12 protein-coding genes and 1 riboswitch are annotated in these 13,931 nt (G+C 69.6%); of the genes, 3 read left to right on the plus strand and 9 right to left on the minus strand.

What is annotated here, in order from left to right:
- Genes EYE42_RS03265 through EYE42_RS03285 form a run of 5 tightly spaced genes read right to left on the minus strand, consistent with a single transcriptional unit; the run spans position 1 to position 6,445 of the window.
- The gene (locus EYE42_RS03265) at positions 1 to 630 is read right to left on the minus strand and encodes a precorrin-8X methylmutase (protein WP_130989891.1); all 630 of its coding nucleotides are present in this window, start codon (positions 628 to 630) and stop codon (positions 1 to 3) included.
- A complete protein-coding gene (gene cobG, locus EYE42_RS03270; RefSeq protein WP_130989892.1) occupies positions 630 to 1,799 on the minus strand; it encodes a precorrin-3B synthase in 1,170 nt (389 codons plus the stop codon). The genes EYE42_RS03265 and cobG overlap by 1 nt, the downstream gene beginning before the upstream one ends.
- Positions 1,796 to 5,029 carry a cobaltochelatase subunit CobN gene (gene cobN, locus EYE42_RS03275; RefSeq protein WP_130989893.1) on the minus strand — a complete coding sequence of 1,078 codons (3,234 nt, stop codon included), beginning with the start codon at positions 5,027 to 5,029 and terminating at the stop codon, positions 1,796 to 1,798. Before cobN ends, cobG begins: the two co-directional genes overlap by 4 nt.
- A gap of 4 nt (positions 5,030 to 5,033) precedes the next feature.
- A complete protein-coding gene (cobW, locus tag EYE42_RS03280; protein WP_130989894.1) occupies positions 5,034 to 6,086 on the minus strand; it encodes a cobalamin biosynthesis protein CobW in 1,053 nt (350 codons plus the stop codon).
- Positions 6,083 to 6,445 carry a DUF1636 family protein gene (locus EYE42_RS03285; protein WP_130989895.1) on the minus strand — a complete coding sequence of 121 codons (363 nt, stop codon included), beginning with the start codon at positions 6,443 to 6,445 and terminating at the stop codon, positions 6,083 to 6,085. Before EYE42_RS03285 ends, cobW begins: the two co-directional genes overlap by 4 nt.
- A gap of 99 nt (positions 6,446 to 6,544) precedes the next feature.
- Positions 6,545 to 6,755: riboswitch (cobalamin riboswitch) on the minus strand.
- Between the two features lie 37 nt (positions 6,756 to 6,792).
- On the opposite strand from EYE42_RS03285, the gene cobO reads away from it, so the two are divergent.
- Both cobO and EYE42_RS03295 read left to right on the plus strand, forming a co-directional pair.
- Positions 6,793 to 7,416 carry a cob(I)yrinic acid a,c-diamide adenosyltransferase gene (cobO, locus tag EYE42_RS03290; protein ID WP_130989896.1) on the plus strand — a complete coding sequence of 208 codons (624 nt, stop codon included), beginning with the start codon at positions 6,793 to 6,795 and terminating at the stop codon, positions 7,414 to 7,416.
- A 66-nt stretch (positions 7,417 to 7,482) separates the two neighbouring features.
- The gene (locus tag EYE42_RS03295) at positions 7,483 to 8,433 is read left to right on the plus strand and encodes a TIGR03885 family FMN-dependent LLM class oxidoreductase (protein WP_130989897.1); all 951 of its coding nucleotides are present in this window, start codon (positions 7,483 to 7,485) and stop codon (positions 8,431 to 8,433) included.
- Positions 8,434 to 8,484: 51 nt separating this feature from the next.
- On the opposite strand, the gene EYE42_RS15930 is transcribed toward EYE42_RS03295, so the two are convergent.
- The gene (locus EYE42_RS15930) at positions 8,485 to 8,637 is read right to left on the minus strand and encodes a hypothetical protein (RefSeq protein WP_165455701.1); all 153 of its coding nucleotides are present in this window, start codon (positions 8,635 to 8,637) and stop codon (positions 8,485 to 8,487) included.
- Positions 8,638 to 8,700: 63 nt separating this feature from the next.
- The gene (locus EYE42_RS03300) at positions 8,701 to 10,359 is read right to left on the minus strand and encodes an NAD+ synthase (protein WP_130989898.1); all 1,659 of its coding nucleotides are present in this window, start codon (positions 10,357 to 10,359) and stop codon (positions 8,701 to 8,703) included.
- Between the two features lie 123 nt (positions 10,360 to 10,482).
- Between EYE42_RS03300 and EYE42_RS03305 the strand changes: the two genes are divergently transcribed.
- Complete coding sequence (locus EYE42_RS03305) at positions 10,483 to 11,934, plus strand: MORN repeat-containing protein (protein WP_130989899.1); 1,452 nt, start codon at positions 10,483 to 10,485, stop codon at positions 11,932 to 11,934.
- 42 nt (positions 11,935 to 11,976) lie between these two features.
- Here EYE42_RS03305 and EYE42_RS03310 read toward each other — a convergent pair whose 3' ends face one another.
- Complete coding sequence (locus EYE42_RS03310; RefSeq protein ID WP_130989900.1) at positions 11,977 to 12,942, minus strand: lytic transglycosylase domain-containing protein; 966 nt, start codon at positions 12,940 to 12,942, stop codon at positions 11,977 to 11,979.
- A gap of 13 nt (positions 12,943 to 12,955) precedes the next feature.
- Complete coding sequence (locus tag EYE42_RS03315; RefSeq protein ID WP_130989901.1) at positions 12,956 to 13,873, minus strand: hypothetical protein; 918 nt, start codon at positions 13,871 to 13,873, stop codon at positions 12,956 to 12,958.
- Positions 13,874 to 13,931 lie beyond the last annotated feature (58 nt).

Consider the following 13,931-nt stretch of genomic DNA (forward strand, 5'->3'; position numbering starts at 1 on the left):
TTATTCCCTTTCCCCCGCCAGCGCATTGATGGCTGCCACGGTGATCGCCGATCCGCCCAGCCGCCCATGCACCGTGATCGCGGGGCAGGGCGGGGTCTGCATCAGCGCGGCCTTGGATTCGGCGGCGCCCACAAAGCCCACCGGGCAGCCGATGATGGCCGCCGGGCGCGGGCAGTCGGGGTTTTCCAGCAGGTTCAGCAGGTGGAACAGCGCAGTGGGCGCATTGCCGATGGCCACGACGGCGCCCTCCAGGTGGTCGTGCCACAGATCCACAGCCGCCGCTGTCCGGGTGGTGCCCAGCCGCGCGGCACGGGCGGGAACCTGGGGGTCGTTCAGGGTGCAGATCACGCGGTTGCCGGCGGGCAGGCGCGGGCGGGTGATCGCCTCGCTGACCATGCGAACGTCGCACAGGATCGGGGCGCCCGCTTGCAGCGCCGCCCGCGCGGCGCTTGCCGCGCCGGGGGTAAAGGCCACATGCGCCTCCAGCCCGACAAGGCCCGCGGCGTGGATCATGCGCACCACGACGGTTTCCTCGTCAGGGTCAAGGCGGGACAGGTCGGCCTCGGACCGGATGATGGCAAAGGACTGGCGATAGATCTCGGCGCCGTCCGTCAGAAAGGAATGGGGCATCAGGGGCCTTGGGTCTGGGGGCGGGTCTGGGGGCGGGTCAGGATCTGGGGCAGATCGGTGGCGGCGATGACCGGGCCGGGGTCGCAGGCCCGTCCCGCCTGGACCACGGCGAACCCCGCCCCGGTGGCGGTCAGCGTCACGGGCGCGGCGCCCGGATGGGCGCAGCCCTTGGTGCAGCCCGACACATGCAGCAAGCCGCCCCTGGGCACAAGCGGGGCCAAGTCGCGGGCCAGCGACCGCGTTTCCCCAAGGGCCTGCGGACAGCCCGGCGCGCCGGTGCAGGCGACCACCCGCAGCAGCGGATCGGCGGGATCGGCGATCACCCCCGGCAGCCCCGGCAGATCGGGCAGGCGCCGCGCCCCCTCCAGCAGCAGCATCCGCCAAGGTGTCAGCCGCAGGTCATGGCCCAGCGCGGCCAGCGCGGCCAGGCTGTCCGCCGTCATCTGCCCGAAAGCCAGCGCCAGCAGCGCCCCCTCGGGGCGCAGGCCGGGGTCGGGTGCGGACCGGGCGGGGGCGGGATACGCCGTGCCGGACAGATCGGCCGGCAGGCAGGCTCCACCGGCGATCAGGGCGGCCATGCGCCCGCGTCCGCCGCTGATCCCCCCGGCCTCGACGAACCACCGGGCGAGGCTGACGGCGAGGACCGGGGCCTCGGCCTCGGTCACGGGGCGGCCGGTCGGCACTCTGTCCGGGCGCAGGATCAGCCCGCCTTCTGTTCCCCGTTCGATGCGGATGTCGCCCGGCACGCCGTCCAGCCAGCGGTCCGGTGCCACGTCCAGCGCGAATCCGAACTTGGCCGGCAAAGGGGGCAAATCTGCCAGGGCATCGGCCAAAGTCGCCGCCAGCCCGTCCGCCTGGGCAAAGGGCGACACGGTGATGTTGCGGCGGCTTTCGCTTGCCAGATCGCGGTCGATCAGCCCCAGAATCGCCAGATCGGCCAGCAGGGCGGGATGGCTGGCGGGGGTTACGCCGCGCAGTTGCAGGTTCGCGCGCGACGACAGGTCGATCAGCCCGTTGCCATGCGCCCGCGCGGCGCGCGCCAGCCCGGCAGACTGTTCGGGCGTCAGGCGCCCGGCATGGGGACGCACCCGCACCACCAGCCCGTCGCCAGACGGCATGGGGCGCAACGCGCCGGGACACCAGCCCTGGACAAGGGGCGCGCGGGTCATGGCAGCCGCTCGGAGTCGGTCCGGGCGTTACGCCCGCTGTGCCACAGACCCGCCGCGCGCAGGGCGTCGAAGCGCGCGCGCAGGGCGGCCAGCGCCGCGGGATTTTCCCGGTCCATGAAGGCCACCACCTCGGGGCGCCCCAGGGTGGCGTCGTGATACAGGTCGAACAGATGCGGGGGCACGGCGCGGGCCAGATGGGCGAATGCGCCCAGGTTGTCGGCGGTGGCGGCGATCTCGGCCGCGCCGCGAAATCCGTGGCGCATCATGCCGGCGACCCAGCGCGGATTGGCCGCGCGGGCCCGGACCGTTCGGGCGATTTCCTCGGACAGGGCACGGGCGCGGGGCGCGCCGGGGCGCGTGGCGTCCAGGTGATAGAGCGCCGCCGGACCTGTGCCCAGCCGGTGCAGCGCGGCGGCGAATCCCGCCTGATGGGCGGCAAAGTCGGGGGCCATCAGCAGGTCGGTCTCGGGCAGATCCTGCACATGGGCAAAGGCATCGGCCCCGCGCAGCCGGGTTTCCAGCGCGTCGCGCGCAGGCTGGGCGGTCCCCTGCGGGCCGATCGCCCAGCCTGACCCTGCCAGCCACGCCTCGCCCGCGCGGGCACGGGCATCGGGGGCATAGTCGGTCAGCATCGGCCCCATGCCCAGGCCGTAATGGCCAGGCCTTGGGCCGAACACCCGCGGCCCCCCCTGCCGATAGGGGTTGTCAGCCGCGTCCTCGTCGCGCGCCGCCAGGGCCTCGGCGGCCAGGGCGAACATCTGTGCAAGGCCGGGAAACACGTCGCGGAACAGGCCCGACACCCGCAGCGTCACGTCGATGCGCGGGCGCCCCAGCAGGGCCAGGGGCACCACCTCGACCCCCGAAACCCGCCCCGACGCCCCGTCCCAAACCGGCGCCAGCCCTGCCAGATGCAGCGCCATGGCGAATTCCTCGCCCGCCGTGCGCATCGAGGCCGATCCCCACAGATCGACGACCAGCCCGCGCGGCCAGTCGCCATGATCCTGCAGATGGCGGCGCAGCAGTTCCTCGGCCAGCTTTACCCCCTGGACATGGGCGCCTTGCGTCGGCACGGCGCGGGGATCGACGGAAAACAGGTTGCGCCCGGTGGGCAGAACGTCCCCCCGCCCCCGCCAGGGCGAGCCCGAGGGGCCGGGCGCCACGAACCGCCCGTCCAGCGCCGCCAGCAGGCCCGCATCCTCGCCCGGCGCCGTGCCGAACACATGCAGCCCGTCGCAGAGCCGGCTGTCCTTGAGGTCGCAGACGAAACGGTCGATCCGGGCGATCGCCTCGGCCGGGGGGATATCGGAAGGCAGGGTCAGGTCGCGGTCGATGTGCTGGGCCGCCGCCGCGTTGCGGATGGCCGCGACCAGACGCAGGCGCCGGGCCGGGTCCAGCCCGTCGGCGGTCGAATATTCGTCCAGCAGCCGTTCGAGATCCTCGAGACCGGCGGGCAGATCGCTGTCCACCAGCGGGGGCGGCAGATGGCCCAGCGTGACGGCGCCGATGCGGCGCTTGGCCTGCGCGGCCTCGCCCGGGTCGTTGACGATGAAGGGATAGACAAAGGGCAGGGCGCGCGCCAGCGCCTCGGGCCAGCAGGCGTCCGACAGGGCGACGGCCTTGCCGGGCAGCCATTCCAGCGTGCCATGTGCGCCCAGATGGATCGCCGCGTGCAGCCCCTGCGCTCGCAGCCACAAATAGAAGGCCACATAACCGTGCCGGGGCGTGCGGGACAGGTCGTGGTATTCGTCGCCCCGGATCGCAGCATCGCCCCGTTCGGGTTGCAGGCCCACAAGCACATGGCCCCGCCACGCTGCGGCAAAGTGGAATGCACCGTCCCGGCAGGCAGGATCGGCCTCGGGCCTGCCCCAAGCGGCCTCCAGCGCTTCGCGCAGGGACTGCGGCAGGCTGTCCAGCGCACGGTGATAGTCGGCCAAAGGCCAGGATTGCGTGTCCCGCAGCAGCGCCGGGGCCAACGGGCCGGCGGGTGCGGTGGCATAGCCATGGGCGGCCAGCACCGACAGGATGCGGTCGGCCGAGGCCGGCGCGTCCAGTCCGACCGCATGGGCGATCTGGTCGTCGCGGCCGGGATAGGTGGACAGGATCATCGCCAGCCGGCGCTGGCCGGGCGGGGTGCGGGCCAGCCGCCGCCAGCCGTCCGCCTGGTCCAGCACCGCCGCCACCCGAGCGTCGTCGGCGCGGTGGGCAAAGCGGGCATATTCCAGGTCGGGATCGCGCCGCCCGGGCGCCTTGAAGCTGATCACGCCCGCGAACAGGCGTCCATCCACCTCGGGCAGGACCACATGCATGGCCAGGTCCGCCGGGGACAGGCCCCGGTCGGATTCCGCCCAGTCGTGCCGCCGCGCGGTGGACAGCGCCACCTGAAAGACCGGGCAGCCAGGCCCGTCCAGGGGCGAGCCGCCGTCCGGTTCGCGCGCGGAAAAGGCGGTGGCGTTCCAGATCGCGGCCAGCCCCCGCCCCGCCAGCGCGTCCCGGATCCAGCCCGCCGCCCCCGGCGCCTTGAGCGAGGGCGCGAACAACCCGTGGCAGCGCCAGCCCCGCGCCCGCGCGCCCCGGATCAGGGCATCGACCGGCCCGGTATCGGCCGCCGTCAGATAGCTGCGGTAAAAGACCACGACACCGTCGCAGGCGTCCGGCGCCGGGACCATGCCCCTGTCGGGATCATACCAGCCGCAGGGGGGTACGGTTCCCTCGCCCGCGACAGGTGCGGCCTCCAGCCCCCCGGCGCGCGTCAGGTCGGCCAGCGCCATCCGGGCCGCCACCGCGCCCCCCGCGTCGCAAAGCGCCCCCAGCCGGCGCAGCAGCGGGACCGGCAGGGTGGAGGCCGCGTCCAGGGCGGGATCGTCGCGCCCGTCGGCGGGCAGCACCGCCAGCGCGATCCCCCGGCGGCGGGCCATGTCCGCCAGGCTGGCGATGCCGTGGGGCCAGTATCCCTGCCCGCCGATCAGCCGGACCAGCACCGCCCGCGCGCGGGTCAGGGTGCGGTCCAGATAGGTATCGACCGAAACCGGATGCCTCAGCGCCACCAGATTGGCCAGCCGCAGCGCAGGCAGGGGCTGCCCCTGGGCACGCGCCTGGTGCCATCCTGCCGCGAAAGCGCCCAGGTCACTGTCGGAAAAGGACAGAACGACCAGATCGGCCGGGCTCTGGCCAAGGTCGGTCGGAACCTCGGTTTCCTCGAGCCCGTGGCTTTCGCGAAAGACGATATGCATGGCGTCACAAGACCGCAGCAAGGGCCGCGCGGATCGCGGCGGGGTCGATGCGGTCGTGTTCGGCGATCAGCACCAGCCGGCCCCGGCGCGGTGCGCCGCCCCAGGGGCGATCGAACTGGTGGCGCACCCGTTCGCCCACCGCCTGCACCAGAAGCCGCATCGGCCGCCCGGCCACGGCGACATGGCCCTTGACGCGCAGGATGTCGCGGTCGCGCGCAAGGCCACGGAGCGTTTCCGCCAGGGCCTCGGGGTCGGCGATCTCGGGCAGGTCGATGACGATGCTGTCGAAGTCGTCGTGTTCGTGGTCGTCCGCGCCGTCGTGATGGCTGGGACGCGCGGCCAGGTCATCCTCGGCGGCGGCGCCAAGACCCAGGATCACCCGCGGGTCGATGGCGCCATCCGTGACGGGCAGGACCGGCATCCGGCGCGGCGCCACGGCCGCGATGGCCGCGCGGGCGGCGTCCAGGCCCGCAGGCCCCGCCAGGTCGGCCTTGGTCAACAGCACGATGTCGGCGCAGGCGATCTGATCCTCGAACACTTCGCCCAGGGGCGTGTCGTGGTCCAGGCTGTCGTCGGCCGCGCGCTGGGCCTGCACGGCGGCGGGGTCGGGGGCGAAACGGCCGGCCGCCACAGCCTCGGCGTCGGCCAGGGCGATCACGCCGTCCACCGTGACGCGCGATCGGATCGCGGGCCAGTCAAAGGCCCGCAGCAGGGGCTTGGGCAGCGCCAGACCCGAGGTTTCGATCAGGATGTGGTCGGGCCGCCGGGGCAGGGCCAGCAGCGCCTCGACCGTGGGGATGAAATCGTCGGCCACGGTGCAGCAGATGCAGCCGTTGGCCAGTTCCACGATATTCTCGGCGGGACAGTTCTCGTCGGCGCAGGATTTCAGGATGTCGCCATCCACGCCCATGCTGCCGAATTCGTTGACCACCACCGCCAGTCGCCGGCCCTGAGGATTCTCCATCAGGTGACGGATCAGCGTGGTCTTGCCCGCGCCCAGAAAGCCGGTGACGATGGTGACGGGGATCTTGGACAGATCAAGCGCGGGGTTGGTCAAGGCAGGTCTCCGATCGGGGGAATGCGGGCCAGGGATTGCTTGCGGAACACGGGCGGCCGGTCGCGCCAGGGCACAAGGCCGTCGGGGGCGGCGGCATAGGCGGCGGCGCCGGCCAGGATGTCAGGCGCGTCGGCATCGGTCATGCGGCCATAGACATAGGACCAGCGGCCCGGCGCGGTCAGCGCCAACGAACAGCCCTGCGAACAGGCCGACAGGCATTCCACCCGCCGCAGCGTCACACCTTCGGGGACGCCCGCCCGTTCCAGGGCGCGGGCCAGCCGTTCGCCGGGAACGGGGGCGTCCTCGGCCACCGCCTCGCCGGCGCGGCAGGTGCAACAGATCAGCAGCGTGACGGCCATGGCCCCTTGTCTCCGGTCGGTGGCGGCGGGGCAGGCAGGAAAAACGCCAGGGCCCGACGGGCCGCGGCGGCTTTCCGGTCGCGGCACACCCCGTCCGCCCGTTCATGCATGTTGCTGGCAGGTCTCCCGGCTTGCGAAGCGGGGCCAGGGAATGGCCCCCGCCCGACCGCCTTCCCGCACCCCGTCGGGGCCAGTGGCGCAAGGTCGGACACTTCGGTCACGGTCGCGGGGGCGGCTGCGTTCGGGCCGAACGGCCCTGTCGCATTCCCTCTTCGCCTGTCATGGACAGGAACCAGCTTTGCCTTCACAGATGCCAGACCCGACCGAAAGTCAAGGAGAGCCTTGCCATGAGCACCGAAACGCCAGGCGACGACAATGCCCGCCACGCCGCCAAGATGGCGCGGATCAAGGCCGTCCGCGACCGGATGATGCAAACGAAAACCGGGGAAAAGGGGCTGGTCATCGTCCATACCGGGGCGGGCAAGGGGAAATCCTCGTCCGGGTTCGGGATGATCCTGCGGGCTATCGCCCATGGGATGCCCTGCGCGGTGGTGCAGTTCATCAAGGGCGGCTGGGATACCGGGGAACGCCGCCTTTTGACCGCGCATTTCGCCGATCTGTGCCAGTTCCATGCCATGGGTGAAGGATTCACCTGGGAAACCCAGGATCGCGCCCGCGACATCGCCGCGGCGCAGGCGGGCTGGGACAAGGCCCGCGCCCTGATCCGCGACCCGGCAATCCGCATGGTGCTGCTGGACGAGATCAACATCGCCCTGCGTTATGGCTATCTGGATGCGGCCGAGGTTCTGGCCTTTCTGCAGACGGAAAAGCCGCCGATGACCCATGTGGTGCTGACCGGGCGCAACGCCCATCCCGACCTGATCGAGGCCGCCGACCTGGTGACCGAGATGACGCTGGTCAAGCATCCCTTCCGGTCGGGGATCAAGGCCCAGCCCGGCGTGGAATACTGACCGACCGGGAACTCTGCTCCGTCTGGACGATTGCACCGGGGACAAACAGCACGGGGGACACAGGTCATGGCGCGCATCGGATACCACGCCTCGCACGAGCAGTTTGCACCCGCCGCCCTGCGGGATCTGGCGATTCGCGCCGAGGCGGCGGGGTTCGCGGCGATCAAGTGTTCCGACCACCTGCAACCCTGGAGCGCGAGTCAGGGCCAGTCGGGCCATGCCTGGTGCTGGCTGGGGGCGGCCATGCAGGCCACCACGCTGCCCTTTGGCAACATCGCGGCACCGGGCTATCGCTATCATCCCGTGGTGATGGCGCAGGCGGCGGCCACGCTGGCGCAGATGTTTCCGGGACGGTTCTGGCTGGCGCTGGGCACGGGTCAGGCTCTCAACGAGGCAATGACCGGCGGCGTCTGGCCGGACAAGCCCGAACGCAATGCCCGGCTGAAGGAATGCTTTGACGTGATGGCGGCGCTGCTGCGCGGGGAAACGGTCACGCATCGCGGTCGGATCACCGCGATCGAGGCGCGGGTCTGGTCCTTGCCCGATGCACCCCCGCCTCTGCTGGGCGCGGCCGTGACCGAGGATACGGCCCGTTTTGTCGGGGGCTGGGCCGACGGGCTGCTGACCACAGGCGGCGACCCCGGACACGTCGCCCGCGTGATCGAGTCCTTCCGCGAGGGTGGCGGGGCGGGCAAGCCCGTCCATGTCCAGCACGCCCTGTCCTGGGCGCCCACCCAGGATGAGGCCATGGCCCAGGCGCTGGACCAATGGGCGCCCGCCGCCATCGGGGGCGAGGTGAACTGGGATCTGCGTCGGCCTTCGGATTTCGACCTTCTGGCCCCGCTTGTGGACGAAAACCGGATCGCACGGTCGGTCCGCGTGTCCGCCGATCCGGGGCTGCACCGCGCCGATGTCCAGGCCTTGGCCGATCTGGGCGCAGATACGGTCTTTCTGCACAATGTCGGGCGGAATCAGGAAGACTTCATCGACATGGCAGGCAGGGAACTGGTGGGGTGAACCCCGCCGGGGAATGGGCATGGCGGGCGACCCCGCCACCATGCCCAAGGATCAAAGCTGTTCCTGGACATCCTCGTTGGGCTTGTTCTGGGTCTTGGCCGGGTTCATCACGTCGAATTCCTTGGGCGAATGGGCCTTGCCCTCGTGTTCGCCCTGGCCGTTCCGACGGTCCGGTTCGGGGGTGTTCTTGTCCGTATCGGCCATGATCGCGCCTTTCCTTGTTGCAACGCCATCCGCCGAAGCCCCGGACGGGCCATCGGGTTCCGATCACGCCTTGTCGCGCCAGCGGTTCACCAGCGGATAGCGACGGTCCAGCCAGAAAGCCTTGGTCGAAATTCGCGGTCCCGGCGCGGCCTGGTAGCGTTTCCATTCGCTGCCATAAAGCAGCCGTTCCACCTTGGTCACGGTGTCGGCGTCGAACCCTTGTTCAACCAGATCGCGCAGGGACAGATCCTTTTCGACCAGCCCGTCCAGGATCGCGTCCAGCACCTCATAGGGGGGCAGCGAATCCTGGTCCACCTGATCGGGGCGCAGTTCGGCCGATGGCGGCTTGGCGATGATCCGGGGAGGGATCACCTCGCCCGCCGGGCCCATCATCCAGCCGCGGTGGTTGGCGTTGCGCCAGCGGCAGGTTTCAAACACGCGGGTCTTGTACAGATCCTTGATCGGGTTGTAGCCGCCCGCCATGTCGCCATAGATCGTGGCGTAACCGACGCCCACCTCGGACTTGTTGCCGGTGGTCAGAAGCATCCCCCCGAACTTGTTGGAAATCGCCATCAGCATGACGCCGCGCAGGCGGGACTGGATGTTTTCCTCGGTGATGTCGGGCTCCGTCCCTGCCATCAGATGCGCCAGGGCATCCGATACTGCATCGCGCGCGCCGTCGATGCGTACCGTATCCAGACGGGTGCCCAGCCGCGCCGCGCAGTCCGCCGCATCGTCAAGGCTGGTCTGCGAGGTGTATTCGCTGGGCAGCATCACGCAATGGACATTCTGCGGTCCGATGGCGTCAGCGGCGATGGTCGCCACCAAGGCGGAATCGATTCCCCCCGACAGGCCCAGCACCACCCGCGAAAAGCCCGACTTGCGCAGGTATTCGCGCAGGCCCAGCATCATCGCCTGGTAATCCTGTTCCCATTCGTCGGGCTGGGGGGCCATTTCGCCGGGTTCGGCGCGCCAGCCATCATCCGTCCGGGTGAAATCCACATGGGCCAGCATCTCGGCAAAGGGTGGCAGTTGCACGACCTTTCTGCCGCCGGGGTTCAGAACGAAGCTGGCGCCATCATAGAGCTGATCGTCCTGACCGCCCACCATGTTGACATAAACCAGCGGCAGACCCGTTTCCACGACCCGCGCGACCATGTGTCCCATCCGCAGGTCCAGCTTGTTTCTGTGATAGGGCGATCCATTGGGGATCACCAGGATCTCGGCCCCCGTTTCGGCCAGGGTCTCGGCCACGTCGGGGGCCCAGCCATCCTCGCAGATGGGCGATCCGATCCGCGCCGCGCCGACCGGATAGGGCCCGCTGATCGGACCGCTGTCGAACAGGCGCAGTTCGTCGAAAAGCTGCTTGTAGGGCAGGCGGTGCTTGAGCACGCGCGCGACCAGTTCGCCATTCCGAAAGACCCAATAGGCGTTGTATAGCCTGTCCCCGTCACGCCAGGGTCCGCCGATCCCCAGGGTCGGCCCATCCGTGCAGCGCGCCGCCAGCGTCAGGATCGCTTCCTCGGCCTGTCGGGTAAAGGCGGGCTTCAGCACCAGATCCTGGGTCTGATATCCGGTGATGAACATCTCGGGCAGGGCCAGCATGTCGGCGCCCGCCTCGCGTGCGGTTTTCCAGGCGTCATGGGCCTTGGCGGCATTGCCCGGCAGGTCGCCTACCGTGGCGTTGAGCTGGCCGATGGTCAGGCGGAAACGGTTGGTCATGGATGGCAGCCCCTGTTTCTCTCGGCCCCGTGATAGGGGATGGCTTGTGCAAGGGAAAGTCGGGCTTTGCGCCCGGGGTTCCGCTGCGCTAGACCATGGGGCAAAAGTCGAAGGGCAAAGGCGATGAAGGCGGCAAGTTTGGCGGCTGTTCTGATGCTGCTGGCGGGCACGGCTGCGGCGGATGCGCAGGTCGTGACCAAGCAATACGACGACGGCGGCGTTTACGAGGGAACATTCCGCAACGGCCGCCAGCACGGCCAGGGCACCTATACGCTGCCCAATGGCTATCGCTATGAAGGCGACTGGGTCGAGGGCGAGATTCTGGGCCAGGGTCGGGCCACCTTCCCGAACGGATCGGTCTATGAAGGCCAGTTCGTGCAAGGCAAGCCCCACGGAATGGGCACCATCACCTATGCCGATGGCGGCACCTATGCCGGCACCTGGGTCGAGGGAGAGATCACCGGCAAGGGCGAGGCGCGCTATGCCAACGGTTCGGTCTATGTGGGCGATTTCGTCAAGGGGCTGCACCAGGGCAAGGGCGTGCTGACCCAGTCCAACGGCTATCGCTACGAGGGCGACTGGAACGCCGGCGTCCGCGAAGGCCAGGGGCGCATCACCTATCCCGACGGCGCCGTCTACGAGGGCGGGATGCTGGCCGGGCAGCGCGCAGGCAAGGGCCGGCTGACCATGGCCGACGGCCTGGTCTATGACGGCGTATGGTCGGCGGGACAGATGTCGGGCACAGGCGTTCTGGTCCAAGGAACGGGCGACCGCTACGAGGGCCAGATGCTGAACGGTCGCCGCGAGGGGCAGGGGGTCGCCACCTATGCCAATGGCGATGTCTATGACGGCGCCTTCAAGGCCGACCGCCGCCACGGCCAGGGAACCTTCACCGGGACCGATGGCTATGTCTATACCGGCCAGTGGGTCGAGGGCCGGATGGAGGGCGAGGGCAGGATCACCTATCCCGACGGGTCCGTCTATACGGGCCGCATGAAGGACGATCGCCCCGATGGGCAGGGCACCATCACCTATCCCGACGGGGCCAGCTATTCTGGGGAATGGGCCGCGGGCGTCATCGACGGCAAGGGCAAGGCCACCTATGCCAACGGCATGGTTTACGAGGGCGGCTTCCGGAATGCCCGCAACCACGGGCAGGGGCGGATGACCTATCCCGACGGTTATGTCTATACCGGCGCCTGGGCGGACGGCCAGCGTCATGGCGGAGGACAGGCCACCTATCCCGACGGCACGGTTTATACCGGCAGCTTCGTCAACGGGCTGCGCGAAGGCCAGGGCCGGCTGACCACCCCGGACGGTTTCACCTACGAAGGCGGCTGGAAGGCGGGCGAGATCGACGGGGCAGGCGTTGCAACCTATGCCAGCGGCGACCGCTACGAAGGCAGCTTCGTGGCGGGCAAGCGGCAGGGCCAGGGCGTGATGCGGTATGTCAGCGGCGAGGTTGCGTCGGGGGAATGGGACCAGAACCGGCTGGTTGAAAGCGGTGCGGTCCCCCAAGAGGATGCAGAAACCGAAACCCCCGCCATGCCTGCCGAGGCGCCGCAGGCACCCTGATCCGCGCCGCAACCGGCATGTCCGAAATCATGGCACGGGACGTCAGTTCTTCAGCACGATGCAGCGGCCGCCAAGCTGGCGCAGGCGGATGCAGAAAATATCGGCCTCGCGCCGGCTATCCCACCCGATCTGCGCGGTATAGACCGCGCGCGCCTGACCGGTGATGCGCTTGCGGACATAGCCCACCTGCTTGTCGCCCAGGATCGGGCGCAGGGTGCGGTTCAGGCGGGCCACCTGCCGGATCGCGCCCGACTGGCTGGGATGGCTGGCCACGATCACGCCCCAGGGAAAGACCTTGGGCTGGACCATGAATTCGCGCAACTTGCGGTCGCCCCCCAGTTTCTCGCAGGCCGGGCGAAAACCCATGTCGGGGTCCAGCGACAGCTTGACCTCGGATGCGGGGGGCGGATTGTCGCGCCAGCGCAGTGCCTCGACCCCGGTAATGGCTGCGACATAATCCTGGGTTTCGTACGGCAGCGTTCCGTTGTTGCTCACGAACCGCGCCGCCCGCGCCTCGCCGCCGTTATAGGCGACGGCGGCCAGGCCGATATTGCCGAACAGGTCGGTCAGGTGACGCAGATACCAGGCCGACTTGTGGATGGCCTGCGCCGGGTTGAAGGGATCGCGCAGGCCATAAAGCGCCGCCGTGCCGGGCATGAACTGGGCGATCCCCAGCGCCCCCACCGGGCTGATCGCGCCGGGTTCGAAGCGGCTTTCCTTCCACAAAAGGCGGGCCAGGAAATGCGGGTCCAGCCCGTGTTCCACGGCGCTGGTTTCGATCAGGCGGCAGACATCGGCGACGTAATGGTCGCGCCGGATGCAATGGCGGCCATCATCGGTGCACCGTGTTCGTTCATCAGGAGCCGAGGCATCCGGCCTGTCCTGGATCCGGGGGGTCTGATCGACGGCCGCCCCGCCCTGGGGCGGGGCGGCGTCGGCCACCGCGGCGACCGCCAGATGGAAAAGGAACAGCCATGCCGGAAACGACCGCAAAGGGCGGAGCGTCATCGCCTTTTGCCCCTTACTTGGACTTGCCGGAACCCTTCTTGTCCTTGCCAGCCGCCTTGTCGGCCTTTTTCGTGGCCTTGCGGGCAACCTTTTCCGCATCCTTGCGGGCAACCTTTTCAGCTTTCTGGGCGTCCTTGGTCGCTTTCTTCGCGGCCTTTTCGGCTTTTTTCTCGGATTTGCGGGCCTGCTTCTCGGCCTCCTTCGCGGCCTTGCGCTCGGCCTTTCCCAGGGGGGCGGCAGTCGGGGCAACAACGGCGGCCGGGACGGGCGCTTCGGTCAGGGGGGTGGGATCGCTTGCCGGTTTCGCCTTGGCAACACGGCGCGAGGCGGTGCGCAGGTCGGGCTTGCGTGGCTCGGCCTTCTTGCGGCCCGCCGGTTTGCGCGCGGGCTGCGCAGGGGCCCGACGGGCGGGCTTGGGTTTTGCGGCAACCGGCTGCGGCTGGGCCGAGGCGGTCATGGACGCGGATGTCCGATCGGACAGAGGCTGGCTGGAATCAGCATCGCCGGAGCCTGCCTGTCCTGCCTCGGATGCCTCGACCGCGGAATCGGCCGCAGAATCGAACGCAGGATCCACCGCAGAATCGTCAGGGGTATCGTCGGCGGGTTGCGCGGGTTCGGTGCGGCTGCGCCGATCCTGTTCGCGCTGGGCCCGCTTCAACGCCAAGGACAGCAGGCTGCGCGGCGAAACGCTGTTGCCGCCGGCCTCGCCATTGTCCTCGGCTCCTTCCCCGGCAGGGGCTTCTGACCCGTTCTCGGTCTCGACCTCGACAGCCGTGTCGGATGCGCCGGGCAGGGCGGTTTCAAGATCGGCGATCAGGGTCGTCAGCGCCGCGTCGTCCAGCCCGCGCAGCGCCTGACCGCGGCTGTCGCCTGTCAGGCGCTGCTGATCGGGGGTCAACAGTTCCCGTTCCAACCTTGCATAATTCGGCATTGCTGTTTCCTCGGCCCTGACGCGGATTTTTGTGCGGGATGTTGGGCGAGTTTTCACC

The sequence above is a fragment of the Paracoccus subflavus genome (assembly GCF_004310345.1).
Classification (GTDB): domain Bacteria; phylum Pseudomonadota; class Alphaproteobacteria; order Rhodobacterales; family Rhodobacteraceae; genus Paracoccus; species Paracoccus subflavus.